This window comes from Mucilaginibacter litoreus (genome assembly GCF_042676805.1).
GTDB classification, from domain to species: Bacteria; Bacteroidota; Bacteroidia; order Sphingobacteriales; family Sphingobacteriaceae; genus Mucilaginibacter; species Mucilaginibacter litoreus.
Map to the genome: position 1 here is coordinate 202,425 of NZ_JBHTHZ010000001.1, position 23,459 is coordinate 225,883.

At 39.6% G+C, this 23,459-nt stretch carries 32 protein-coding genes; 16 read left to right on the top strand and 16 right to left on the bottom strand.

The window, feature by feature from the left end; all coding sequences use genetic code 11:
* Positions 1–122: 122 nt before the first annotated feature.
* Positions 123–1,154 (bottom strand): LLM class flavin-dependent oxidoreductase, encoded by a 1,032-nt coding sequence (locus tag ACFQZX_RS00925; protein WP_377110865.1) that lies wholly within the window; start codon positions 1,152–1,154, stop codon positions 123–125.
* A gap of 213 nt (positions 1,155–1,367) precedes the next feature.
* Here ACFQZX_RS00925 and ACFQZX_RS00930 point away from each other — a divergent pair, with 213 nt between their 5' ends.
* Both ACFQZX_RS00930 and ACFQZX_RS00935 read left to right on the top strand, forming a co-directional pair.
* The gene (locus tag ACFQZX_RS00930; protein WP_377110866.1) at positions 1,368–1,955 is read left to right on the top strand and encodes an HD domain-containing protein; all 588 of its coding nucleotides are present in this window, start codon (positions 1,368–1,370) and stop codon (positions 1,953–1,955) included.
* Complete coding sequence (locus ACFQZX_RS00935; protein ID WP_377110867.1) at positions 1,952–2,827, top strand: YitT family protein; 876 nt, start codon at positions 1,952–1,954, stop codon at positions 2,825–2,827. Before ACFQZX_RS00930 ends, ACFQZX_RS00935 begins: the two co-directional genes overlap by 4 nt.
* A gap of 150 nt (positions 2,828–2,977) precedes the next feature.
* On the opposite strand, the gene ACFQZX_RS00940 is transcribed toward ACFQZX_RS00935, so the two are convergent.
* From ACFQZX_RS00940 to ACFQZX_RS00990, 11 genes are all read right to left on the bottom strand, one after another.
* Complete coding sequence (locus ACFQZX_RS00940; RefSeq protein ID WP_377110868.1) at positions 2,978–4,024, bottom strand: adenylate/guanylate cyclase domain-containing protein; 1,047 nt, start codon at positions 4,022–4,024, stop codon at positions 2,978–2,980.
* Positions 4,024–4,407, bottom strand: a complete 384-nt coding sequence (locus tag ACFQZX_RS00945; protein ID WP_377110869.1) for a response regulator — start codon at positions 4,405–4,407, stop codon at positions 4,024–4,026. Before ACFQZX_RS00945 ends, ACFQZX_RS00940 begins: the two co-directional genes overlap by 1 nt.
* 53 nt (positions 4,408–4,460) lie before the next feature.
* A complete protein-coding gene (locus ACFQZX_RS00950; protein ID WP_377110870.1) occupies positions 4,461–5,789 on the bottom strand; it encodes a sensor histidine kinase in 1,329 nt (442 codons plus the stop codon).
* Positions 5,790–5,855: 66 nt separating this feature from the next.
* Positions 5,856–6,302 carry a phosphatidylglycerophosphatase A family protein gene (locus ACFQZX_RS00955; protein ID WP_377110871.1) on the bottom strand — a complete coding sequence of 149 codons (447 nt, stop codon included), beginning with the start codon at positions 6,300–6,302 and terminating at the stop codon, positions 5,856–5,858.
* Positions 6,299–7,081, bottom strand: coding sequence for a TerC family protein (locus tag ACFQZX_RS00960; RefSeq protein ID WP_377110872.1), 783 nt, complete (start codon positions 7,079–7,081; stop codon positions 6,299–6,301). The genes ACFQZX_RS00955 and ACFQZX_RS00960 overlap by 4 nt, the downstream gene beginning before the upstream one ends.
* Positions 7,082–7,125: 44 nt before the next feature.
* The gene (locus ACFQZX_RS00965) at positions 7,126–7,905 is read right to left on the bottom strand and encodes an N-acetylmuramoyl-L-alanine amidase family protein (RefSeq protein WP_377110873.1); all 780 of its coding nucleotides are present in this window, start codon (positions 7,903–7,905) and stop codon (positions 7,126–7,128) included.
* Positions 7,906–8,082: 177 nt separating this feature from the next.
* On the bottom strand, positions 8,083–8,532 hold the full coding sequence (locus ACFQZX_RS00970) for a Fur family transcriptional regulator (protein WP_377110874.1): 450 nt from the start codon (positions 8,530–8,532) through the stop codon (positions 8,083–8,085).
* Between the two features lie 34 nt (positions 8,533–8,566).
* A complete protein-coding gene (locus tag ACFQZX_RS00975; protein ID WP_377110875.1) occupies positions 8,567–8,998 on the bottom strand; it encodes a MerC domain-containing protein in 432 nt (143 codons plus the stop codon).
* A 56-nt stretch (positions 8,999–9,054) separates the two neighbouring features.
* The gene (locus tag ACFQZX_RS00980) at positions 9,055–9,537 is read right to left on the bottom strand and encodes an inorganic diphosphatase (RefSeq protein ID WP_377110876.1); all 483 of its coding nucleotides are present in this window, start codon (positions 9,535–9,537) and stop codon (positions 9,055–9,057) included.
* 3 nt (positions 9,538–9,540) lie between these two features.
* Complete coding sequence (locus ACFQZX_RS00985; protein WP_377110877.1) at positions 9,541–10,020, bottom strand: CinA family protein; 480 nt, start codon at positions 10,018–10,020, stop codon at positions 9,541–9,543.
* Positions 10,010–10,276, bottom strand: coding sequence for a hypothetical protein (locus ACFQZX_RS00990; RefSeq protein WP_377110878.1), 267 nt, complete (start codon positions 10,274–10,276; stop codon positions 10,010–10,012). The genes ACFQZX_RS00985 and ACFQZX_RS00990 overlap by 11 nt, the downstream gene beginning before the upstream one ends.
* A gap of 149 nt (positions 10,277–10,425) precedes the next feature.
* On the opposite strand from ACFQZX_RS00990, the gene ACFQZX_RS00995 reads away from it, so the two are divergent.
* The 3 genes from ACFQZX_RS00995 to ACFQZX_RS01005 all read left to right on the top strand — a co-directional run bounded on the left by ACFQZX_RS00995 (position 10,426) and on the right by ACFQZX_RS01005 (position 13,753).
* Positions 10,426–12,708: an ATP-dependent helicase gene (locus ACFQZX_RS00995; RefSeq protein WP_377110879.1), complete on the top strand. Its 2,283-nt coding sequence runs from the start codon at positions 10,426–10,428 to the stop codon at positions 12,706–12,708.
* A gap of 162 nt (positions 12,709–12,870) precedes the next feature.
* Entirely contained in the window at positions 12,871–13,245 is a 375-nt protein-coding gene (locus ACFQZX_RS01000) for a helix-turn-helix domain-containing protein (RefSeq protein WP_377110880.1), read from the top strand.
* Between the two features lie 232 nt (positions 13,246–13,477).
* The gene (locus ACFQZX_RS01005) at positions 13,478–13,753 is read left to right on the top strand and encodes a hypothetical protein (RefSeq protein ID WP_377110881.1); all 276 of its coding nucleotides are present in this window, start codon (positions 13,478–13,480) and stop codon (positions 13,751–13,753) included.
* On the opposite strand, the gene ACFQZX_RS01010 is transcribed toward ACFQZX_RS01005, so the two are convergent.
* Positions 13,750–15,186: a tetratricopeptide repeat protein gene (locus ACFQZX_RS01010; protein WP_377110882.1), complete on the bottom strand. Its 1,437-nt coding sequence runs from the start codon at positions 15,184–15,186 to the stop codon at positions 13,750–13,752. The two genes, ACFQZX_RS01005 and ACFQZX_RS01010, sit on opposite strands and share 4 nt — an antisense overlap.
* A gap of 305 nt (positions 15,187–15,491) precedes the next feature.
* Here ACFQZX_RS01010 and ACFQZX_RS01015 point away from each other — a divergent pair, with 305 nt between their 5' ends.
* From ACFQZX_RS01015 to ACFQZX_RS01045, 7 genes are all read left to right on the top strand, one after another.
* Positions 15,492–15,638 carry a hypothetical protein gene (locus tag ACFQZX_RS01015; RefSeq protein WP_377110883.1) on the top strand — a complete coding sequence of 49 codons (147 nt, stop codon included), beginning with the start codon at positions 15,492–15,494 and terminating at the stop codon, positions 15,636–15,638.
* 119 nt (positions 15,639–15,757) lie between these two features.
* Entirely contained in the window at positions 15,758–15,901 is a 144-nt protein-coding gene (locus ACFQZX_RS01020) for a hypothetical protein (protein WP_377110884.1), read from the top strand.
* A gap of 52 nt (positions 15,902–15,953) precedes the next feature.
* Positions 15,954–16,142 carry a hypothetical protein gene (locus tag ACFQZX_RS01025; protein ID WP_377110885.1) on the top strand — a complete coding sequence of 63 codons (189 nt, stop codon included), beginning with the start codon at positions 15,954–15,956 and terminating at the stop codon, positions 16,140–16,142.
* 48 nt (positions 16,143–16,190) lie between these two features.
* Complete coding sequence (locus ACFQZX_RS01030; protein WP_377110886.1) at positions 16,191–16,400, top strand: hypothetical protein; 210 nt, start codon at positions 16,191–16,193, stop codon at positions 16,398–16,400.
* A gap of 56 nt (positions 16,401–16,456) precedes the next feature.
* The gene (locus tag ACFQZX_RS01035; RefSeq protein ID WP_377110886.1) at positions 16,457–16,666 is read left to right on the top strand and encodes a hypothetical protein; all 210 of its coding nucleotides are present in this window, start codon (positions 16,457–16,459) and stop codon (positions 16,664–16,666) included.
* Positions 16,667–16,721: 55 nt separating this feature from the next.
* Positions 16,722–16,928, top strand: a complete 207-nt coding sequence (locus ACFQZX_RS01040) for a hypothetical protein (protein WP_377110887.1) — start codon at positions 16,722–16,724, stop codon at positions 16,926–16,928.
* A 55-nt stretch (positions 16,929–16,983) separates the two neighbouring features.
* Positions 16,984–17,193, top strand: a complete 210-nt coding sequence (locus tag ACFQZX_RS01045; protein WP_377110888.1) for a hypothetical protein — start codon at positions 16,984–16,986, stop codon at positions 17,191–17,193.
* Positions 17,194–17,248: 55 nt separating this feature from the next.
* Here the strand turns inward: ACFQZX_RS01045 and ACFQZX_RS01050 are convergent, their stop codons facing one another.
* Positions 17,249–17,755, bottom strand: a complete 507-nt coding sequence (locus tag ACFQZX_RS01050) for a hypothetical protein (RefSeq protein WP_377110889.1) — start codon at positions 17,753–17,755, stop codon at positions 17,249–17,251.
* A gap of 265 nt (positions 17,756–18,020) precedes the next feature.
* Between ACFQZX_RS01050 and ACFQZX_RS01055 the strand changes: the two genes are divergently transcribed.
* Positions 18,021–18,239, top strand: a complete 219-nt coding sequence (locus ACFQZX_RS01055) for a hypothetical protein (protein ID WP_377110890.1) — start codon at positions 18,021–18,023, stop codon at positions 18,237–18,239.
* 51 nt (positions 18,240–18,290) lie between these two features.
* On the opposite strand, the gene ACFQZX_RS01060 is transcribed toward ACFQZX_RS01055, so the two are convergent.
* The gene (locus ACFQZX_RS01060; protein WP_377110891.1) at positions 18,291–18,761 is read right to left on the bottom strand and encodes a CYTH domain-containing protein; all 471 of its coding nucleotides are present in this window, start codon (positions 18,759–18,761) and stop codon (positions 18,291–18,293) included.
* Between the two features lie 176 nt (positions 18,762–18,937).
* On the opposite strand from ACFQZX_RS01060, the gene ACFQZX_RS01065 reads away from it, so the two are divergent.
* The 3 genes from ACFQZX_RS01065 to ACFQZX_RS01075 all read left to right on the top strand — a co-directional run bounded on the left by ACFQZX_RS01065 (position 18,938) and on the right by ACFQZX_RS01075 (position 23,123).
* Positions 18,938–21,658, top strand: a complete 2,721-nt coding sequence (locus ACFQZX_RS01065; protein ID WP_377110892.1) for a carboxypeptidase regulatory-like domain-containing protein — start codon at positions 18,938–18,940, stop codon at positions 21,656–21,658.
* A 152-nt stretch (positions 21,659–21,810) separates the two neighbouring features.
* Positions 21,811–22,680, top strand: a complete 870-nt coding sequence (locus tag ACFQZX_RS01070; protein ID WP_377110893.1) for an aldo/keto reductase — start codon at positions 21,811–21,813, stop codon at positions 22,678–22,680.
* Positions 22,681–22,733: 53 nt separating this feature from the next.
* Complete coding sequence (locus ACFQZX_RS01075) at positions 22,734–23,123, top strand: hypothetical protein (RefSeq protein WP_377110894.1); 390 nt, start codon at positions 22,734–22,736, stop codon at positions 23,121–23,123.
* A 4-nt stretch (positions 23,124–23,127) separates the two neighbouring features.
* Here ACFQZX_RS01075 and ACFQZX_RS01080 read toward each other — a convergent pair whose 3' ends face one another.
* A complete protein-coding gene (locus ACFQZX_RS01080; RefSeq protein WP_377110895.1) occupies positions 23,128–23,418 on the bottom strand; it encodes a YciI family protein in 291 nt (96 codons plus the stop codon).
* Positions 23,419–23,459 lie beyond the last annotated feature (41 nt).

Below are 23,459 nucleotides of genomic sequence, written 5' to 3' on the forward strand. Positions count from 1 at the left end.
TTTAATGACTAATGTACAGTTAAAACCCTCACTTTGTTGCAGCTTTTTATTAAGAATTTGACAAATATCCACAAAAAAGCCCGACATCACTTATGATGGCGGGCCACATAAATTACTTAATTCTATTGGTTTAAGGGCGCATAAGCAGCGCTTTTAATAATCTCTGCAAAAAGTTTTAAAGAATACATGCGCGACTGATGATCATAGATATGCGAGGTAGTCATGATCTCGTTTACACCTGTTTGCTCAATAAAGCTTGTCAGCTTGTTTTTTACCGTTTCGCCACTGCCGATAAATGAGTAGGCCAGCATTTGCATAACGGCTTCTTCCTCATAAATACTCCATATATTATCCATGCTTTTGACCGGCGGAGGCAATAGCTGACGTTTACCCGTAACTACGCCTATAAACAGCTGCTTTACAGATGTAGCCAGGTATTCAGCTTCATAATCGCTATCTGCAGCCACTACGTTTACACAGGCCATTACATAAGGCTCTTTTAATTGTGCAGACGGCCTGAAGTTATCACGATATATCTTAATAGCCTCCATAAAGTAAGTCGGCGCAAAATGGCTTGCAAAGGCATAGGGTAACCCCATAGCTGCAGCAACCTTGGCGCTATCCGTGCTTGACCCTAATATCCATATCGGGATATCTAACCCTTCGCCGGGGATAGCCCTTACCTTACTGCCGGCATTCTCTGCCGAAAAATAGGTTTGCAGCCTGATTATATCCTTTGGAAAATTATGCACTGCGTTGAAGTTTTCACCGCGGATAGCCAAAGCTGTGAGCTGATCAGTACCCGGGGCACGCCCTAACCCAAGATCAATACGGCCAGGGTAAAGCGACTCGAGCGTACCAAATTGTTCGGCAACTACCAGCGGCGCATGATTAGGTAGCATAATACCACCAGAGCCAACCCTGATTTTGGAAGTACCACCGGCTACATAACCAATTAAAACTGAAGTAGCCGAGCTGGCAACACTTACCATGTTATGATGCTCGGCAAACCAATAGCGGGTATACCCGTTTTTTTCGGCCAACTGTGCTACCTCAAGGCTTCGTTTAAAGCTATCGGCAGGCGTACCGCCCTGCACAACAGTGGCCAGGTCTAATACGGAATATTTAATATCTGATAATTTCTTAACACTCATAAATCCTTGATTTTTATGGCCAGGGTTCACCAAATTTACTGCTTAAAAGGCGCTATAGGGATTATTTGATGTTATATGACGTTCTACCTACACTGAGACACAGCGGTGACAAATTGACGCTGTTTATATCATGCTTTTCCAATTTTCAGAAAAGTGTTTCGCCATACAATGTATTTAAACGATGGTTTTTATATTAGCAACTTAAACTGTTTTATGATTGATAGCCCGGAGGGTAAATACATATTGACGAGATTGAGGTATGAGCTACCGGGTCATTTCCACTATCATAATATTGATCATACGCTTGATGTTTATCACTCTGCAGAAGCTATTGCAATACAGGAATATATTGACGGGGAAACCACCCGACTATTATTGATTGCCGCATTATATCATGATAGTGGTTATTTAAAACAAATTTCGGAACATGAAAAAGCATCCTGTGCGATTGCCCGAGAAGCTCTGGTAGACTTTGGCTACACGGCAGCAGAAATTGATGCCGTTTGCAGCATCATTATGGCAACGCAACTGCCGCAGCAACCTAAAACCTTACCGGAACAAATTATTTGTGATGCCGACCTGGATTACCTTGGCCGCACCGATTTTATTACCACCGGTAACAGGCTATTTGAGGAAATGAAAGCGCTTGGCTCAATAGGTACTATAGATGATTGGAATAAATTACAAGTAGATTTCCTGAAAACCCATCATTATTTTACCAAAACCGCTGTTGAAAACAGAGAGCCAAAAAAACAAGAAAATTTAAGAGCTTTACAAAACAAAACTTTTTCACTTAAATGAGTACAACGCCTACTTTCAGATCTATCGTGACAGACACCCTTTATACCGTTGCCGGCATACTGGTGTGCGGGTTTGCGTTAAAAAGTTTTTTGGTACCTAATGCTTTTTTTGATGGGGGCGTAACCGGCATTTCACTGCTGATACATGAGTTGTACCATTTTAATATTGCTTATGTAATTATACTTGCTAACATCCCGTTTATTATAATGGGTGCGTTTCAGGTAAATAAAACTTTTGCTGTACGTACTTCACTTGCCATAATAGGCCTGGCACTATGCCTGCTTTATATCCCATACCCGGAAAAGATCACATCTGATAAATTGTTGGTATCTATTTTCGGCGGCGTTTTTATGGGCACTGGTATTGGGCTGGCTATTCGCGGTGGCTGCGCGCTGGATGGTATAGAGGTATTGGCGCTTTATACCGGCAAACGCATCAGCTTTACCATCAGCGAGATTATTTTGGGCATCAACATCATAATCTTCCTGATAGCTGCTATTAAACTTGGATTGCCTACTTCGTTTTACTCTATCCTGACCTATTATACCGCGTCGCGAATGATTAACTTCGTAATTGAAGGTTTGGAAGAGTATACCGGTGTTACTATTATATCCGGCCAAAACCAAAGGATAAAAGAAATGCTGGTCATGCAGTTGGGCCGGGGCATCACAATTTACAAAGGCGAACGCGGCTTTTTAAAAGACAGCTTTGATGTAAGCCATCCGGTTGATATTGTATTTACTGTTGTTACCCGCCTGGAATTACGCCGGCTGAAAGACCTTGTGCATGAGATAGATCCCAAAGCATTCATTTTTACCAGCATCATTAAAGAAGCCGCTGGTGGCGTACTAAAGCGCAGGGCAAGACATTGAGTTAAGTTTAAAGTCAAAAGTCAAACGGTGTATAAGTTAACGCCGAGTAAAATTGGCTTAAAGCTCAGAAGCCTATATTAATGTTACTAACTTGAGACTGTATACTTAAGTAAGACTTAAAACAACAAACTAAAGACTAAAGACTTAACACTATTCCAGTACTTCGTAGGTGTTAACGGGTTTAGCCTTGTTTTTGAGCGTGAATTCACCGTTTTGCTGGCAATGGAAAGATTCCTTTACCTTTTGATAAACGTGTTCTGCTATAATAATTTGCCCGGCCTTTGCTACGGATTGCAGGCGCTGTGCCAGATTAACAGAATCGCCTATTACCGTATAATCTAAACGACGTAATGAAGCTGAACCTATATTGCCGGATACCATTTCGCCAGAGTTGATACCAACAGATATCTGGGGTTTAAAAGTCTTTCCATTACCGGCATCAATTTCGGGTTCGTTGGCTAACTGCTGCTTAACAGCAAGCGCCGTATCAATCGCCCTGTCTAAATGATAATCCCCTCTGAATACGGCCATAATAGCGTCGCCCATAAATTTATCAACGTGGCCACCCTGCGCAATAATTTCTTTTACTATTTTATCAAACAAACCGTTAAGCAGGTTTACTACCGTATTGGCCGCAACATGCTCTGTAATAGCGGTGAAACCACACACATCAACAAACATTACCGTAGCCTCGAGCACCTCATTTTTCATCAAACTCACCTCAGCTTCTTTGTGGGTCATGAAATTCAGAACGTTCTCATCCACATACATTTTAAGGATGTTGTTTTCCTTTATAGCGCGTAACGTTTCCTGTAGTTGCCGCACATGGCCAATGGTTTTTTGCATGGTCACATCCAGGTCGTCAAAATCAACTGGCTTCATTATAAAATCAAAAGCGCCGCGGTTCATGGCTGTTCGTATGTTCTGCATATCCCCATAAGCCGATACCACAACGGCCTTAACAGTTGGATTGGCCTCAGGTAAGCGCGAAAGTAGCGTTAGGCCATCCATAACAGGCATATTAATATCTGACAGGATTATATCCAGATCGGGGTTTTCTTTGATGCGTTCAAGCGCTTCTGCACCATTTTGTGCAAATATAAACTCGTATTCGTTCTCTCTTATTTTGCGGCGAAACTTCTGTTTAACCAGTATTTCCAGGTCCGCCTCATCATCTACAACCAGTATCTTAGCCATTATTCGCTGATGGTTTTTAATTTTTCTTTCAATAAGTTAAAATCAAGCGGTTTGGTCAAAAAATCATCTGCACCCCGGGCCATGGCCTGTTTGTAATTTTCTTCATCGCCGTAGGCCGTTATCATCATTACTACCGGCGGTGGTGGCGGGGTTTCAAAATCGTGGCGTATATGCGTAAGCAGTTCCAGTCCGCTCATGCCGGGCATATTAATATCTGATAATATCAATACCACTTCAGAATGTTTCTCTTTTAGATAATCTAACGCATCTTCGCCGGAACGGGCAAAGTCCAGCTCTATCTCATGGTTTTTTATTTCTTTTCGAAAACGCTGTAAAAACAGCGGCTGTACATCTTCTTCGTCGTCTACTACTAATATTTTCATAAGGGTGTTTAAATATAGAAAAAACCTGTTTATCGCATAAGGCAATCAGAAACTTAGTGTATGGGCAAAGTGATGATAAACTCTGCTCCCTCCCCCTCTTTACTGTTAATATTAATTGTACCCTTGTGTGTTTTCACAATAATATCATAACTAAGCGATAAGCCTAATCCGGTGCCTTCGCCTGCAGGCTTGGTAGTGAAGAAAGGCTGCATAATTTTATCCTTTATAGCATCAGGAATACCTGTACCATTATCGCGCACTACAATTTCGGCACCTCCGGTGTACTTGAGCGAAGGCGGTATAAGCTTCGTTGAAACTTCCACAAGTGGCTTAAAATCCGCACCTGCAGTTTTTTGTTTTTGATGCACCGAATAAAATGCATTGGTGAACAGGTTAAGCAACACCCGCCCTACATCCTGCGAAACCATGCTGATCATAGGCAAAGCGGGGTCCAGGTTGGATACTAATTCGGCGTTAAAAGATTTATCTTTAGCCCGCAACCCATGGTAAGCCAGCCTGAAATACTCATCTGCAATGGTATTCAAATTAGTCGGTTCTTTAACATTGCTGCTGGCACGGCTGTGCTGCAGCATGCCTTTCACTATACCGTCTGCACGTTTGCCATGGTGACGTATCTTTTCCAGGTTTTGTTTAATATCACCGGCAATTGCCTGCGCTTCTTCTATATCACCCTTTGCTATTTCCTCCTCCATCTCTTCAATAAGCTCCATGCTTACTTCAGAAAAATTATTCACAAAGTTTAGCGGGTTCTGTATCTCATGGGCAATACCCGCGGTTAATTCACCCAGCGAAGCAAGCTTTTCCTGCTGGATAAGCTGTGCCTGCGTAGCCTTAAGTTCTTTTACGGTTTCCTGTAATTCGTTACGCTGCTTCGTGATTTCTGTGGTGCGCTCTGCAACCAATATTTCCAATTCTTCTTTTCTTTCGTTAATACGCTTTAACTCGCTTTGCTGTTTTTTAGATGTCGCTATCCTGATAAAGATCCATGCGAAAGCGGCCAACTGAGCACTTTCAAAAAAGTTATTATACCGATCGTAAAATTTTTCATTGATAAGTTCTGTAGTATCGGCCAATACTGCTGCTATAACCAGCGGATAGTGGGCATTCAGCATAACATCGAACGACTTAAAATCTTCGTTCTTTTTAAAATACTCAATGATTCCCATCAGCAGCAAAGCCGCTGCTATTCCTTCCACTTCATCGCTTGGAAAAACATCATCCAACACAAAAGCCAAACCTACGGTTACCCATGCCGCTACATTCAGCGGGATATTCCATTGGCCATAAATTGGAGAAAATTTGAGCGATTTTCGGAGCCTGTGGAAGAGTAAGAAAATTGCGAGGAAGGTAAAAAAATACATGTCTACACTTATGGTTTAAATTAAAACCTAAAGTAACCATTTATGCGCACGATTGATATGCACCGGTTAAATTTTAACAAAATGCACAATTACCTGAAGAACAATATTAGCATAGATACCTGCCAGTACATCATCGGCCATTACACCAACACCGCCTTTAAATACCTCCATTTTACGCACGCCGAGCGGCTTAACAATATCAAAAAAACGAAACAGCACTAAGCCTCCAAGCAGGTAATATAAGTTTGTTGGGATAAATAATATGGAAAACAACATACCTGCCACTTCATCTATCACCACGCGGTAGCTGTCTTTACCCCAGAAAGGCTCAACCTTGTTGCCTGCATAAACGCCCAGCATTGTAATCAGCAGAGTGATTACAAGCAGGTAGACGGGATTTATAGCCCAGGGTTGTTGCCAGGCAAAGTATATAAACGGGCAGGTAACAATAGCTGCTATAGTGCCACCGCCTTTGATGTAACCGATGCCGAAAACAGATGCTATCAATTTCATTTTTTTGATCCTTTAGATGGCTGCTCATGCTTTGCCGGCACGTTAAATATAAGTGACGTTAATGTTGGCACTAAGAAAACAGCTACAGTAAATAAAGAAATAAACAGATCTACTTTTTCGCTATCTAAAAATTCAGCGAAATTTGTTTTGTAAAAATGCCCGTATACAGACGAGGTCAGCTTTAAACCCAAAACTCCTATAACAATAAAGGCAGCTACCTCTAAAAAAGCGAATTTCTCCATTAGCTTTACAAAGCCCTGGGCAACAAAACGCATAGCCAGTATACCTATAAACACACCTGTATAAATCAAGAATATATGATCTGTAAATGCTACTGCTGCAAAAACGTTATCAATAGAAAAGGCCAGATCCATTAATTCTACCAGCACTACCGTGGCCCAAAAAGGGCCTAATATGCCTTTGGTGGACCGGTAGAACCAGTTATGTTTTTTATCGATCTTTTCATCGTCATGCTGATTGCGCTTCGCCAGAAAATGATGGATACACAGATATAGCAGATATAAGCCACCTACGGGCTTTAACCACCATATTTTTACCAGCTCAGTTGCAAGTAAAAGGCATACACCTCTTAACACATAAGCGCCGATAATACCATAACGCAGAGCACGCTTGCGGTCTTTAGCAGGAAGATCAAGCACCATTGTTGCTAACACAGCAGCGTTATCAACAGACAGTAAGCTTTCAATAACAATCAGGTTAAGTATAATCAGCAACCCTGCTTTTATATCATCCCCTAAAAGGGTATGTAAAATATCCATCGGCTAAAAATATACCTTTTTAACGGTTTTCTGTAAATACTTACTCAATGTGCCGCTAAAACAGAACGGTATGCCTGTATAGAGCGGATGATAGACTGAACGATGGCTTGCTGCCCTTCGTCAGAATTAAGATATTCTTCCTCGTCTGGATTATTAATAAAACCGGTTTCAACCAACACAGATGGCATAGCGCTATTGGCCAGTACATATACCCCTTGCTCACGAACACCTAACGATAGCCTGCCGTCTGTTTCCGTAAACTCCTTCATTAAATAATCACCAAACAAAACGCTTTGCTTACGATATTTCTTGGTGAAAGCATCGAGTATTATTGCGTTTGCCGGGTCAGTTTCGTCGAGGGCCTGGTAATTTTGCTTATAATCTTTTTCAATAAGGATAGATGCGTTTTCGCGCATGGCTTCCTGCTGTTCTCTTAAACGATGCAACCCATAAACCAGCACCATTACACCGCTTTGTTTGTGTGCGCGATAAGCATTTCCTTCTGCAGATGAATTACAATGAATGGAAATGAACAGATTACCTTTTGCCTGGTTAGCAATAGCTGAGCGGCGGCGAAGCTCAATAAATGTATCATCGGTACGGGTCATTACCGTTGCCAGATCGGGCAATTGGGCATGAATTGCAGCATCTAATTTTTTGGCTATAGCTAAAGTCACATTCTTTTCATAGGAAAAAGATCCGTGCGCTCCACCATCCTTACCCCCATGGCCTGCATCTATTATTACAGTTTTTATTTTATAACCAGTGTTTTTAAGCGTATCCTGAGCTTGTATAAAGGAACTGCAGAACAAAGAACTGAACATTACAACGATTGTAAGAATCAGCTTATTTTTTTTTAAATACATTATTTGATTAGGGTACAAATTTATTTACACGGGCATTAAGGTGCAAACGCAATTCAATGCCCAGCTATTATTTGGTATGATACAAAAAGCTGCTAAAAGATTAATTAACATCGATACTGCAATTTTGTTGCAATACTAATTTGCTTTATCGCTTTTTTTATTGCATTTGGGGCATAAGCCGGATGCATATATAGTAAATGCGTCTGCCCTAAAACCGGAAGGGACTGTGAGGCGCGGCATGTTTAGGTCGTTCAAACAATAAACATTTTTACATGCTGTACAATTAAAATGCAGGTGCTCGTCATGATGGTGGTTTTCCGCACAATCAGCATGACAGATGGCATAATTGGCTGTTCCGTTAAGGTCAAACACTTTGTGTATAATCCCTTTTTCTTCAAAAACATTTAATATACGGTACAGAGTAACTCTATCTATATCGCTCATCAATGTTTCCAGATCTGGCTGAGAGGTGGCTGTGTTTTTTGAATGCATCATTGAAAGTACACGCAGCCTTGCACCGGTTTTTTTTAAATGGTGTTTATCCAGCAGGTCTTCAAAACGAAAGTTATTTTTTGCGTGTGCCATTTTATACAAATCTATATAAAATAAGGTTAAGCATTTATAAGTTAATGTGTTTGTGCGAATGCTTTAGGTGAAGAAAACGGTTACCAGAATTACAAGCACCGGCATATTTGTAATTAAAAAAATGTGCCGAGGCTATCAATATTCCACCTAAGGGTACTATAACAGCCTCAAACCATCCTTTTGTAAAAAGGTGCCCGGCAATGATAGTTATAAAACCGGCTATTAAAATAGCTAAAGGCAAAATTTTATGGTGTTCTTTAAAATAGGAATTGCCTATTGACCATATCCCGATGACTAGTGCAAATATGATCATGATCCACTCCACCCATGGGTTAGCCAAAAAACCAAGGCCCAGCAAAGGTAGGCTGGTAAAAAAAACCGGAACAGCAGCGCAATGAATAGCACAAAGCGTAGAGGCTGTCATTCCGATATTATCTAAATTCAAGGCCTTCCTGGTTGGCATCATGCTGCAAATATAATTATAAATGCAACATAATTACATTTAGATTTGTTATTGCTTTGTCAGGAAGTGTGATTTTTTATCAGGTTGTAAGCGTCTTTTGCGCCTGCACTTTCGATAACTTCGAACTTTTTGCCTGCCTGTTCATTATAATTTTTGAAAAAGCTCTGCAATTCCTCTATTATAATATCCGGTAATTGCTCAATTGAAGTTATCTCCTTATATAAATGCGAAACTTCTGGCACTACCAAAAAGCGGTCGTTACGCATAGTTTCGCCATTGCGCTCGGTTTGCCTGGCTTTTATAACGCCAATAACCCTGCAATCCATGCAACAACCCGGAAAAGTGGTTATCTCGGATATAGCTATCACATCCAGCGGATCTCCATCACCGCCCTTTGTGTCTTGTATAAAACCAAAATCAAATGGAAACACCATACCGGCGGGTAATATTTTTTTAAGTTTAAAACATTTAAGAGCGGGTTCGTAATCAAACTTATGCCCGCTTCCTTTAGGGCTTTCTATTATAGCTGTTATACTTTCCATTTGTCAGCGGTTTATTTCATTAATCAATAACTGCGCAACCCTGTCAACCGTCTGCAGCACAATGTCTTCCGGACGCCCTTGATATACTTCGCGCACGGGCAGGTGCCGGCCGTTGATAATAGCATGAATAAACATTGTACCTACAGGCTTTTCGGCAGTTTCACTGCCCCCGGGCATAGTCAGGCCGGTTACTCCGATCAGTACATCGGCCTGCATAAATTTAGCAAGCCCCTCGGCTATTGCCTTGGATACCTCGGCCGACTCAGGAGTATACTGTGCAACAAGTTCTTCGGGAACCATTAATATATCCTGCTTGATGCAGGCGTCATAACATACAACCCCACCTTTAAGCATGGCACCACAATGAGGCACTAATGAAAACTCAGCCGATAGCCTGCCTGCCGTAGCACTTTCGGCAAAGGCCATAGTCAACTTTTTTTCAATAAGGAGTTTACTGCAACGTATAACAATTTCAGAAGGCATAAGTATCAGTTTGTTTTCCTTTATTATCCCAATGGTCTTTTACAATGTTACCGCTATCATCAAGCACTAACCGGCGTGCAAAACGTTCGCCTTTTATACGCCCGGTTTCATTAGCTTTGCCTATAAATAACAAAATTGGCCTCCCGGCATCGTCGGTTTTAAAAGCAATATCATAGCGCTTAAAAGTAGTTTCTATAAAACTCATAGGTGCATAAGTTTTATTAAGTACCTTCATCATCTCATCACCTATTGTCATGGAATAATTAACATAAATTATAGCCTTAAGTTTTAGGCATAGGCTAACAACGTTACAATAGCAGTAGCGTTGAAAATTTGCTTTATTAACTTATTTAGCTTTACGACCCAAAGTGTTAATTTCGCAAACACAGAAAAGAGGAACAGGATTTGGATTATTTAGAGGGGTTAAATCCCGAACAGAAAGCCGCAGTTAAGCAAATACAAGGCCCGGTAATGATCATTGCAGGTGCAGGATCTGGCAAAACTCGTGTGATTACTTACCGCGTTGCACACCTTATACGCAGTGGGGTCGACTCGTTTAATATACTTGTACTTACCTTTACCAACAAGGCTGCAAAGGAAATGCGCGAGCGCATTAATCACCTTGTTGGCCCCGAAGCCAAAAATATATGGATGGGAACCTTTCACTCGGTGTTTGCCAAAATACTCCGTGTGGAAGCAGATAAGATAGGCTACCCTAACAATTTTACCATATACGATACCGACGACAGCAAAAGCGTTATACGTGCCATTTTAAAAGAGATGAGCCTGGATGACAAGCTGTACAATCAAAATTTTGTTTACAACCGTATATCTGCCGCAAAAAACAACCTTGTTGGCTGGCAGGAATATCAGAATAACGACCAGATACAAGCTGACGATTTTAGCAGCGGCCGCGGTATGCTGGGTAAAATATATGAAACCTATGCAAACCGCTGTTTCCGGGCCGGGGCGATGGACTTTGACGACCTGCTATTTAAAACAAACGAGTTACTAAAGAACCACCCGGATGTGCTGAACAAATATCAGCATAAGTTTAAATACCTGATGGTGGATGAGTATCAGGATACCAACTTTTCGCAATACCTGATAGTTAAACGCCTTGCCGCTGTAAACGAAAATATCTGTGTGGTGGGCGATGATGCACAAAGTATTTATGCCTTTCGTGGGGCCAACATTCAAAACATCTTAAACTTCGAGAAGGATTATCCTGACTTGAAAGTTTTCAAGCTGGAACAGAACTACCGTTCAACCCAGAATATTGTAAACGTTGCGAACAGCATTATTGCTAATAATAAAGACCAGTTAAAAAAGAACGTATTCTCTGAAAAGGAAAGTGGTGATAAGATAAAAGTAATGCGTGCCTTCAGCGATAATGAGGAAGGAAAAATGGTGGCCGATGCCATTATGCATCAGCGTACAACCAAAGGCCTTAAATGGACTGATTTTGCCATTTTATATCGCACCAACGCGCAATCGCGCTCTATGGAAGAGGCGCTGCGAAAACTCAATATTCCGTACAAAATATATGGTGGATTATCTTTTTACCAGCGTAAGGAAATAAAGGACCTGATAGCTTATTTCCGGCTTACTTTTAATCCTAATGATGAGGAAGCACTGAAACGCGTAATTAATTATCCGAAACGGGGAATTGGGGATACCACGGTAGACAGGGTTATTGTTGCTGCGGATAAGAACCAGCTGACACCTTTCGAGATCATATTACAGGCACCCCGTTATGTAGAAAAGGCGCCTGCATCGTTAACTGCATTTGCAACCATGATACAAAGTTTTCAGGTTATCACCAAAAACCTGAACGCTTATGAAGCCGCCTTACATATTGCCCAGCACTCAGGCTTACTTAAAGACTTGTATGAAGATAAATCTGTTGAAGGGCTTAACCGCTACGAAAACATACAAGAGCTGCTAAATGGTATAAAAGAGTTTTCGGAACGAGAGGATATTGAGGAAAGAGGGCTTGATATTTTCATGCAGGATGTTGCTTTATTAACCAATGACGACAACGACAAAGATAAAAATGCCGATACGGTATCGCTCATGACCATCCACTCATCAAAAGGGCTGGAATTTCCGCAGGTGCACATTGTTGGTCTTGAGGAAAATTTATTTCCATCGCAAATGTCGCTCAACTCACGCAGCGACCTGGAGGAAGAACGCCGCTTGTTTTATGTGGCCATTACACGGGCCGAATATAAACTTACCATCAGCTATGCAACATCGCGCTTTAAATTTGGCACTTTGATAAGCTGCGAGCCAAGCCGTTTTCTTGACGAGATAGACGCTAAATACCTGGAGCTGGATTTTACGGCTAAACCAGCACCTGCAGCAAGTGCATCCTACCAGGATGAAAGAGCTGCCTGGAGCCGCAAGCCCGATGCCTTTTCGAAACCTAAACCTGCCCCTGCAGCACCTGTAAAAACAACATCCATACTTGCCAAGGCGCATATACCATCGCCCGGCTTTAAACCTTCCGACACTTCTAACATCCAAGTAGGTATGGAAGTAGAACATGAACGTTTTGGTTTTGGCAAGGTAATAAGCCTTGAAGGCAACAAACCTGATATTAAAGCAACAATTTTCTTTAAAGAGATTGGCCAGAAACAACTGCTCCTGAAATTTGCAAAGCTTAGTATAATAACCGGTAACTAAGTAAGTAAAAAATACAACAGATATGTGGAACTAATTCCACATGTTATAAGGTAGATAATTAACCGAGTGTTAATTAGGGCATGTTAAGGCACATTTTACAAATGGCATTGGTATTGGTTAATAGTTAACATCCTTTTTCCTTAATTAACTATTATTATGTACATGATGAGCGAATCTATAAAGAAAAAAACGAATAAATCGGCAGGTAAAAACATACGTACCCTTCGCCATGAACACGGCTGGAGCCAGGAAGATGTAGCTAACCGTTTAGGCATCTCTATTCCGGCTTTTTCAAAAATCGAAACCGGCGTAACTGATATCAATTTATCGAGACTTGAACAGATTGCAAATATTTTTGAAGTAAGCGTTGTAAACCTTCTTTCACTTGAGTACACCGAAGAACCCGCTGTACAGGATGAAAGCTTCAACATCATACAAAAAAAGCTGCTTGACCGCGAAACCGAGATTACTAATCTCCAAAGAAAGGTTATCCTTTTATACGAAGAGCTTTTAAGCAAAAAAAATTCTATCAGTTAAAAACTAAAACTGTTCAAAAAAAACAACAGCTTGTTCTGATATTAATCAGAAATAAATTAGTTTTATTGCTTGTAAAGAAATAATTATAATAAATTAATTAATTTATGTATTATAATTAGTTAATTGAGTGGTTTTGCCACCAATTAATTGCCTTTTGTTGCATGTTATTTCATTTTGGTTTTATAATTGTGATACCTGTGTTATCATAAAAATATTACCTATGTCTAACTACATGATATCCATTTCAAATACCGACGAGCAAAGAAATGACATCATTCATGACCGCAAAAGCAATTTAAAAGTGAAAGCTTTTGATCTGTTTAAATCCCGGATGAAACAAAGAGACGGTGAGATGCGTTTTTTTGTAACAGCGGGTAACCAAACATTAGCTTTTGAAACAGAAGGATATAAAAGGCACAGGCAGTTACTTATCTTACAAATGATATCCAGATATTGTATATATCTGGGCCTTTGTGAGGCGCAGATACACAGCAGTTATCCTGGTTAATTAATTACGGTTTTGCTACCGTCATTAAGCATATCACTCATTTCAATTATTTTCTGGTCGATATCTGAAACGCATTTATCCATCATGGTAATGCATTCTTTTTCATCAACGAGGCCTTCCTTTTCAAGGTTCATTAAACCGCGTAAGGTGGCTATGGGCCCCCTTATCTGATGTGAAAGGTATGATGAGTAATCTGAAAGCTTTTTATTTTTTAGCTGCAGATCTTTGGTCCGCTCATCTATTATTTCTTCCAGGTGATGGTTAACCCTGTCAAGGTTATCTTTTTGCCTGGATACTTCTGCATTAAGTTCGGTAAGGGTACTGTTAGTAGCCGCTTTGCGCTTTACATTATTTACCAGCAATGCAACAACCACAAGCAGCAGGCCAGCAACAACCGTTACTGCCCAAAATTTAATACGGTCATTTTGCTGGCCAATGAGCAACAGCTCGGTATTTTTTTGTTTAGCCTCTTGTTTAAACTGCTCCTGTATTAAATAGATCTGAGTTGATTCATTGGAGCTGTGGATTAAACTATCCTGCGTAAATATCAGCTGAAGATAATGCAGAGCCTGTTCGTAATTTTTACGCTTGGTTTCTAACTGGTATATGGTATAATTGTAATCAGTGGTCAGCTTTTCGTCTTTTAACGCCCGGGCATAGGCCTCTCCTTCCTGAACAATCTTTTCAGCCTGATCAAATTTACCTTGCCTTACATATAATGCGGCTAATGTAAGATTGGTACTGGCTACAGGTTTATTTAGATCCTGCTGTTTGCCAGACCGGTTTGCCGCGAGCAAAAGTTTTTCCGCTTTATCATATTGACCAAGATTATAATATATCACCCCCCTGTTTTGAAGACACTGAACCAGGTTAGCAGAATCTTTAAGTTTGGCAAAAATAACATCGCTTTTATTGTAATAACTTAGCGCCTGGTTAAAGCTGTTTTTACGATAATAAACATTACCAATATTCATATACAAAGAAGCCATTAATCCCTGATCCTTAAGCTTCTCTGTAATGGCTAAAGATTTTTTAAAGTACTCTAAAGCCTTTGTATTATTATTATCCAGATATAGGTTGCCTATGTTATTATTGACTTTAGCCTCACTTCGCAAATCATTTAATTTTTCGAAAATTGCCAGGGCATTAGAATAATCATTTATAGATGCGCCGGCCTGGTTAAGGTAATAATTGCCAATACCCCGCACCCTGTATGCTTCTGCAATACCACTTTGATAATTAAGTTTAACAGCTAAATTCAATGCTTTGGTAGCATCGGCTATAGTTTGCTCAGGGCTGGTTAACCGGTTGTCATAAGCTTGTTTGTTTAAAGCAATCACCTCATTGGTATCCTGTACAGAAACTTCAGCATTACCCTTTGCGTATACGGCGGTAACCAAAAAAAAGATTAATAGGATAAAAACTTTATTCATCAGAGCTCTATACGGTTATGGCGGGCGAAAGTTAAAAAATAATTGTAAACAAATTTTACCAGATAAAATTAAAGAATTAATAAACAGTTTTTTTTAATAATTTACTTGAAAATTAAAAAACATATTTATATTTGCATTGTAATACATTGACAATCAAAGTATTATGAGAAATATTTTGTGTATTATTTTGTGCATCAATTTATTTTGAAACAAAAAAAATTAATTTTTAATAACAATTATTAGAACGAAGTTAATTGGCTTAAATAGTTATTTACAAGCCAACTAAATAATTCAACCATCTAAATATGAGAAAATACATAATTGCATCCATGTTGTTATTAAGCGGTCTTCTTTTAACATCGTGCGTAAGAAATAGCAGTACGCGTACAAGTGTAAACGTGCTTTTAAAAACAACTGTTGGCATACCGAAAGATATTGGAACTGCTGATTAATTTGTTTAGATGAATTAATCATTATGATAGCACGTACAAGCCAAATTACTGTTTACAACAAATAACATTGGAAATGCGGGCGAAACCTGCAACCAGCAATCTCTAAAGATAGTAGTAATATGAAAAAGATAATTATCGCAGCAGCACTAATATTAACATCAGGCATTTTACCATCATGTACCAAAGAAGCAGATGTGAAACCAACTGCCAGGTTTGAACACAGCACTGTATCCACAAAAAAAGATATAGGTACTGCCGATTGAGGATCTCATTTATAATTAATTGCCAACCAAACGACTATTCAAAATAAATACCATGAAAAAAGCCCTTATAGCAGCAGCATTAGTTTTATCAACAGGCATCCTATCAGCTAACGTCATTATGCACCGCGACACTGCTATTGCAACTTCTGTTACTGAGAGCAAAGACAACACCCCTGTTGTAACCACTGATTTTGACAATACACATAAAGCAACTAAAAAAGATATTGGCACAGCCGACTAACACATTATTATTAAATCTTACTAACAATATTTTAAACACATACAGATCATGAAAAAATTCATCATAGCAGCAGCATTAGTTTTATCAACCGGTTTATTTTCAGCAGCAAACGCAACAGGCACTAAAAAAGATATTGGCACCGCCGATACTAAAAAGGATATAGGTACAGCTGATACCAAAAAAGACATTGGTACCGCAGATACCAAGAAAGATATCGGCACTGCAGATACTAAAAAAGACATTGGCACTGCAGACTAATCACATAATCAATCCCGACAATAAATAAGATCAACAATATTTTAACACATACAGACATGAAAAAATTCATCATAGCAGCAGCATTAGTTTTATCAACCGGTTTATTCTCAGCAGCAAACGCAACAGGCACTAAAAAAGATATCGGCACCGCTGATACTAAAAAGGATATAGGTACTGCCGATACCAAAAAAGACATTGGTACCGCAGATACCAAGAAAGATATCGGCACTGCAGATACTAAAAAAGACATTGGCACTGCAGACTAATCACACAATCAATCCTGACCATAAATAAGATCAACAACTTTTAACACATACAGACATGAAAAAATTCATCATAGCAGCATTAATTTTATCAACCGGTTTATTTTCAGCAGCAAACGCAACAGGCACTAAAAAAGATATCGGCACCGCCGATACTAAAAAGGATATAGGTACTGCCGATACCAAAAAAGACATTGGTACCGCAGATACAAAGAAAGATATCGGCACTGCAGACACTAAAAAAGACATTGGCACTGCAGACTAATCACATAATCAAACCCGATCATAAGAACATCAACAACATTTTAACACATACAGACATGAAAAAATTCATCATAGCAGCAGCATTAGTTTTATCAACCGGTTTATTCTCAGCAGCAAACGCGACAGTCACTAAAAAAGATATTGGCACCGCTGATACTAAAAAGGATATAGGTACAGCCGATACCAAAAAAGACATTGGTACCGCGGATACCAAGAAAGATATAGGCACTGCAGATACTAAAAAGGACATTGGCACTGCAGACTAAGAATCACTTAAACAAACTGCCCGGCAGGAATATGCCAGGCAGCAAAGTCATGGGGTTACAAAGAAGGCGTACCAGGAGTTTTAAATTGGCTGCAGTTGTCAAGCTTATAAATAACACTATACTCTGCACTTTCGTCTGTTAACTGCCTGCCTGTATTAGTATCTACTTTATAAGGCTTTTGCGCAAGTTGCTGGGCAGAGAGTTTAAATTCAACTGCAATACTATCTTTAGTTCCCTCTTGCATAAAGGCCCATACTGCCTTTATAATATCGCCCTTTATAGTTCCAGATAATGTCCCTTTCCTTGCGTCCTTTTCTTTTGGTATCCACTTCATCTCGCCAGTCACATTATTTGCATTAAACTTTAAGTGCACGGCTGTTGTATCCTGGTTGCTGGTGCCTTCAGTGTGTATAAAGCAATATTCCATGTTCTGGGCGGGAGCATTTAACGCAGCCGTATCAGAAGTATGTTGTGGGCTAACCATTGTGGTATCGGTTCCTTTATTACCGTTGCCCGCGCATGATGCCATAGCAAAAGCAAATATTATAATGTATCGTTTCATAATTTGATGTTTATTGAGCAATTATTAAACAATTGCGCGCTCAAAAAGTTCAGATTCTTTATCATCTGTTACGCCAAAGGTACTACTTAGGTTAAATCAACACTATCATCAGCAGGGCAAGGCAAAATTTGTTAGTTAAGTATAATTATATATATTGCCTGCATTATTGTAAAGATGCAGTTATAGCACGTAAAAAACGCGTTTTAGCTGTAAACAAAAAATAATTTATACAGTTTACTTACAGAAAACTTTAAAAAACTAAAACATGGCAGCAAAAAAGGAAGGCGCAATTACCGCCTATTCAGTAAAAACAAAGACTAAAAATGTACCAATGATCAATCCGGTTATTGACGTAAAATCTGGCAGGTACATTGCTACAGGTAAAGATAGCGAAGGCAATAAAATGGCTGCTATAATGGGCAAAGCCACTGCCGAAGAACATATCAAAAATGGCAATGCCAAAAAAGGCACCGGTTGGGAATAAATTTGCAAAATTAGATTAAAGGCTGGCTCAAAAAAGCCGGCCTTTTTGCCCTTATCTCCATTGAGCATACGGAGTAACCGATAAACTTCCGTTTGAATAGCGTAAATCTTTGCTTACATCCTCTCCTGCCCAATCCGGTTTTTCAAATTGTTCATGCTCATGTTGCAGCTCAATTTCGGCCACTATCAAACCATTATTTTCTCCGTCAAAAACATCAACTTCCCACATATGGCCTGCATACTCAATCTTATACCGTGTTTTTTCAATAGATGACGCGGCAAAAAGTTCAAGCATTTCATTTGCCTCTGGCATAGGTATCTGGTATTCGTATTCACTCCTGCTTATTCCTGCAGTTGGGCCTTTAAGCGTTATGAAAGCAGCATTGCTTGTAAGCCTTACCCTAACCGTACACCGCTTTTCATTAAAAATGTACCCCTGCTTATAAAATTCGCCCACTGGTTTTAAAACGCTTTTCCACTTATCTTTATCAACTAAAAATTTTCTTTCAATTTCTGTAGCCATTTATTTTTGTAGCTTATAAGTTACAATAATAGTTTTATTAAAACCTCGTTTAAGAGGTACTTTGTAAAGCTTTATGCAACGTTGTTTAATGTTAAAATCCCTAACGAATTGCTCGCAGTGCAGCTAATTGTTTATCTTAGCCATGCTACTGTTCTGCGCCACTACTATTGACTGATATGAGTTCTAAAAAACTGTTATTATTATTACTGCTTTTTATATCTTCCACCTACTCTGTTTTTGCCCAAAGAGATACCATTGGCTTAAAAACGATAGTTACAAAAGCTGCGCAATATATAAATGCTTATCCCATAGAAAAAGTTTATTTACACCTCGATAAACCATATTATACTGCCGGAGATACTATTTGGTTTAAAGCGTATGTAACTATAGATAAGCATCAACCAACCGTTTTAAGCAATATAGTTTATGTAGATATTGCCAACAATCAGGATTCTATAGTAAACCTTTTAAAGCTCCCTGTTATAAATGGTGTAGCAAATGGGAGTATTATTTTACAGCCGAACCAGTATAAGCAAGGGAATTATCATTTAAGGGCTTATACCAAATGGATGCAGAATTTTGATGCTGATTACTTCTACAATAAAAATATAGCCATAGGCAATGCTATACAGGATGGGGTAAATGCATCAATTTCCTTTAACCCTGCATCCGCAGGAAAATCAAATGCGGTTATCACATATAAGCAAACAGGAGGAGCAGCGGTTGCCAATAAAAAGATAAGCTGGACAATTTATAACCCCAACGGCGATGAGATTGCAAAAGGTAAAAGCAATACAGATGCTAATGGCATGGTTAACATTTCTCTTGCCGATGCCACATCTTCGCAACTTCAAAAAGGCATGTTAACAACCATACTTGACCTTGGAGAAAGGAAACAAAAGCTTGATCGCTTTCCGCTTAAAGCAGCTGCAGAACAGCGTGATGTTCAGTTTTTTCCTGAAGGTGGAGAACTTACACTTGGCATTCGCTCCCGTGTGGCTTTTAAAGCGATAGGCGCGGATGGAATGGGTATTGATATTAAAGGTACTGTTGTAGATAACACCGGGGCAGTGGTAGCTGATTTAAAGTCGCAGCATTTAGGCATGGGCGTATTTGCTATTCAGCCCGAAGATGGAAAAACCTATAAGGCAAATATTACTTTCGCCAACGGCACATCTGGCACCTATGATTTACCACGTATCAGACCGGCAGGTATAGCTTTGGGAGTTTATAATAATGATCCTGATAATTTAAATATAAAATTGTCGGCCAACGAGTCGTACTTTAAGGTGAACCAGGGTAAAAGTTACTACATTATTGCTCAAAACGGTGGCGCTGTTTATTTTGCAGCGCAAACAACTTTAGATAATCTGACATACAGTGCCGGCATCCCTAAAAGTAAATTTCCAACCGGCATCTTACAATTAACCTTGTTATCAGAAAGAGGTGTCCCGCTAGCAGAACGTATAGTTTTCATACAGCATAATGACATGCTAAATATCGCCTTAACGCCTGATAAAAAAGTATACACCACAAGGCAAAAAGTAAAGCTTTCTGTTTCGGCAAAAAACAAAACCTTGCCTGTAGCCGGCAACTTTTCTGTAGCTGTGATTGACGAAACTAAGGTACCTTCAGATGAAAACGATGAAACTACAATTTTGTCACATCTGTTGCTTACATCAGATATAAAAGGGTATATAGAAAAACCCAACTATTATTTTTTAAGTAAAAACACAACCGCCGTTGATGATCTTGACATATTGATGCTCACGCAGGGCTATCGTCGCATTTCTTACCGTAACATTATTTTAGACAGATTACCACAAACACCTTTAATGCCCGAGCAGGAAGGCTTGCAAATAACTGGTATGCTCCGAAATAACACTGGGATGCCTATATCTAAAGGTAATCTGCGCCTGCAAATACCTTCAAAAAACTTTTATGCCGAAACTGTTACAGATATGGTGGGTAATTTTAAATTTTCAAAATTGAGCTTTCCAGACTCGGCCGAAATAGTACTAAACGCCCGTGGCAACGTAAACAGCAAAAACCTGGTAGTATCTGTAAACGGCGAACCGTACCAGCCCGCTACTCCTAACATTAACGCGCTTGATAAAGTAAGTAATATTGACAGCGCTTTTAAGGACCTGCTTGCCAACAGTAAACGGCAATATGATAACACTCATACACTTAAAGAGGTGGTTATTAAGTCTACCTCGTTAGCTAAAAAGCCCAGTCATTCAGACTACAGCGCTTTAACCGGATTACCAATGATGGCTGATCAGCAAATAAAGGGGGAAATTTTTAAAGATTGCCCTAATCTATATACCTGCATTATCGGCACGTTGCTTGGCGTAACCTCAGAAGATAATAACCTGTACTTTTCAAAGAACATTTCCAATCCCAATCGTTTACCAATACAGATTTTTTTAAATGGAAAACCAATTGATTATTCGTTCCTTAACAGTATTGCTGGTAGAGATGTAGAAACAATTGAGGTTTTTAAAACAGATGGTTTGAGCAGTATCAACAAAAATTATCAATCAGATGGTATTATATCAATCATTACCAAAAAAGTAGAAGGCCAAAAAATCACACTTGCCCAACTGCAGGATATGCTACCAAAAGGTAACATCCTTAATTTTAATGCCATTGGCTACGCTAAAACACGCGAATTTTACTCACCTAAGTATGATGCCTTAAAGCAAGGCGGAAGTTTTGGCGGCGATTTACGAAGCACCATTTACTGGAACCCAAAGGTAAAAACAGATAAAACCGGCTTAACTTCTGTAGAATTTTTCAACGCAGACGGCAGAGGCACCTATCGTGCCACTATAGAAGGTTTTGATACCGAAGGCAACCTTGGCCGCTACGTTGTACGTTACACTGTTAAATAATAACTTACGCGCATATTTTATGTATGCTTAAATGTATCTTTTTTATCGTTTGTTGATAAAAGCCGAAAATACATCACCCTTTATGACACTTTTATGAATTGATGCGCGAACATTAGCATTTGCTTAATGTTATTAAGTATAATCAGAATTTTATGAGTAACACAATCAATCAATTTCCTGCTACATATAATTTGGGAGGCGATGTTACCATTAACCGTTTAGGTTATGGCGCAATGCGAATAACCGGTAAAGGTATATGGGGCCCGCCCAAGGACAAAGACGAAGCCATACGCGTATTAAAACGCGCTGTTGAACTTGGTGTAAATTTTATTGACACTGCCGATAGCTATGGCCCTCATATATCTGAGGAACTTATTGCCGAAGCGCTTTACCCCTATCCAGCCGGTTTGGTAATTGGTACCAAAGGCGGTTTGCTGCGAACAGGGCCTGATCAATGGCCTGTTAATGCCAGCCCTAATCACCTTAAAGAAGCTCTTGAAGGGAGCCTTAAGCGCCTTAAGCTTGATCAGATTCAGCTTTATCAGTTACACCGAATAGACCCTAACGTACCTGCTGAAGAAAGCTTTGAGTTTTTACGACAGATGCAGCAGGAAGGCAAAATAGTGCATATTGGCCTCTCTGAAGTTGGTATTGACGACATTAAAAAAGCGCAGGATTACTTTGAAGTAGTATCGGTACAGAATATGTACAGCGTTGACAACAGAAAATGGGAAGGTGCTTTAAATTATTGTGAAGATAATGATATCGCGTTCATACCTTGGTTTCCTTTAAATGCGGGTAATGTCACCAGTCAGGAGATTTTACGAAAAGTTGCTGACAAACATGGCGCAACGGTTCATCAGGTTGCATTGAAATGGTTATTAAACCATTCAAAAAATATATTGCTGATACCGGGCACTTCAAGCGTAGCTCACCTTGAAGAAAATATGAAGGCCAAAGATATTTTATTAGACACCGACGATACAGACGAATTAGATAGCATATCGCCGCCTGTAGCTTAACATTTAAAAAGGATGTCTTACTGGCATCCTTTTTTTATCGGTAACTTTGTTTAATGAAAACTAAAGAACAGATACTGAATGATTACTACTCACATGGTGCCGATGGACAGCCTGAAATTACAGCTGATGGACTATTAAAGGCCATGGAGGAGTACCGCCTGCAAACTGAAGAAGCAGCTTTTAATGCAGGCCGTGAAATGCATGATACAGCTTTTAAATACCAATCATTTACAGATTACAGAGCTGGCCTCAATACCAAACCAAATGAGCCTACAGAAGCAGAGAGAATAAAGCTGGTTGCTGAAAGTATTGTGGAGCAATTTTTACCCGACGACCCAACTACCCAACATTTTGCATTTGAATTTAAAACCGATGGTAAGCAATATACCGCCCACTACATACGCAATGCACAAGGGTATTGGGAGTATGAATCATTTGTTTAGTTAATTATACTGCTGCAACTTTAAAGGGCTTTACATCAACTGTTTCCCATATTTTCTGAGTGATGTAAGGCTCGCTTTGCTTCCAGGCTTCCAATTGCTCCTCGCTTTCAAACTGCAGTATCATAACAGAGCCTATCATTTTCCCCTCTTCATCAAGCATGGCGCCGCCTAATACATAATTGCCTTTGGCTTTAAGGTCCTTTGCGCCGTCTAAATGATGAGGGCGTACATTCATGCGGCGTTCAAAAGCGCCTTCGTCGGTATAATCGTATGCGGTAATAAGATATTGGTCCATAACACTCGTTTTATGGTCAAAACAACAAATAAATACATTTG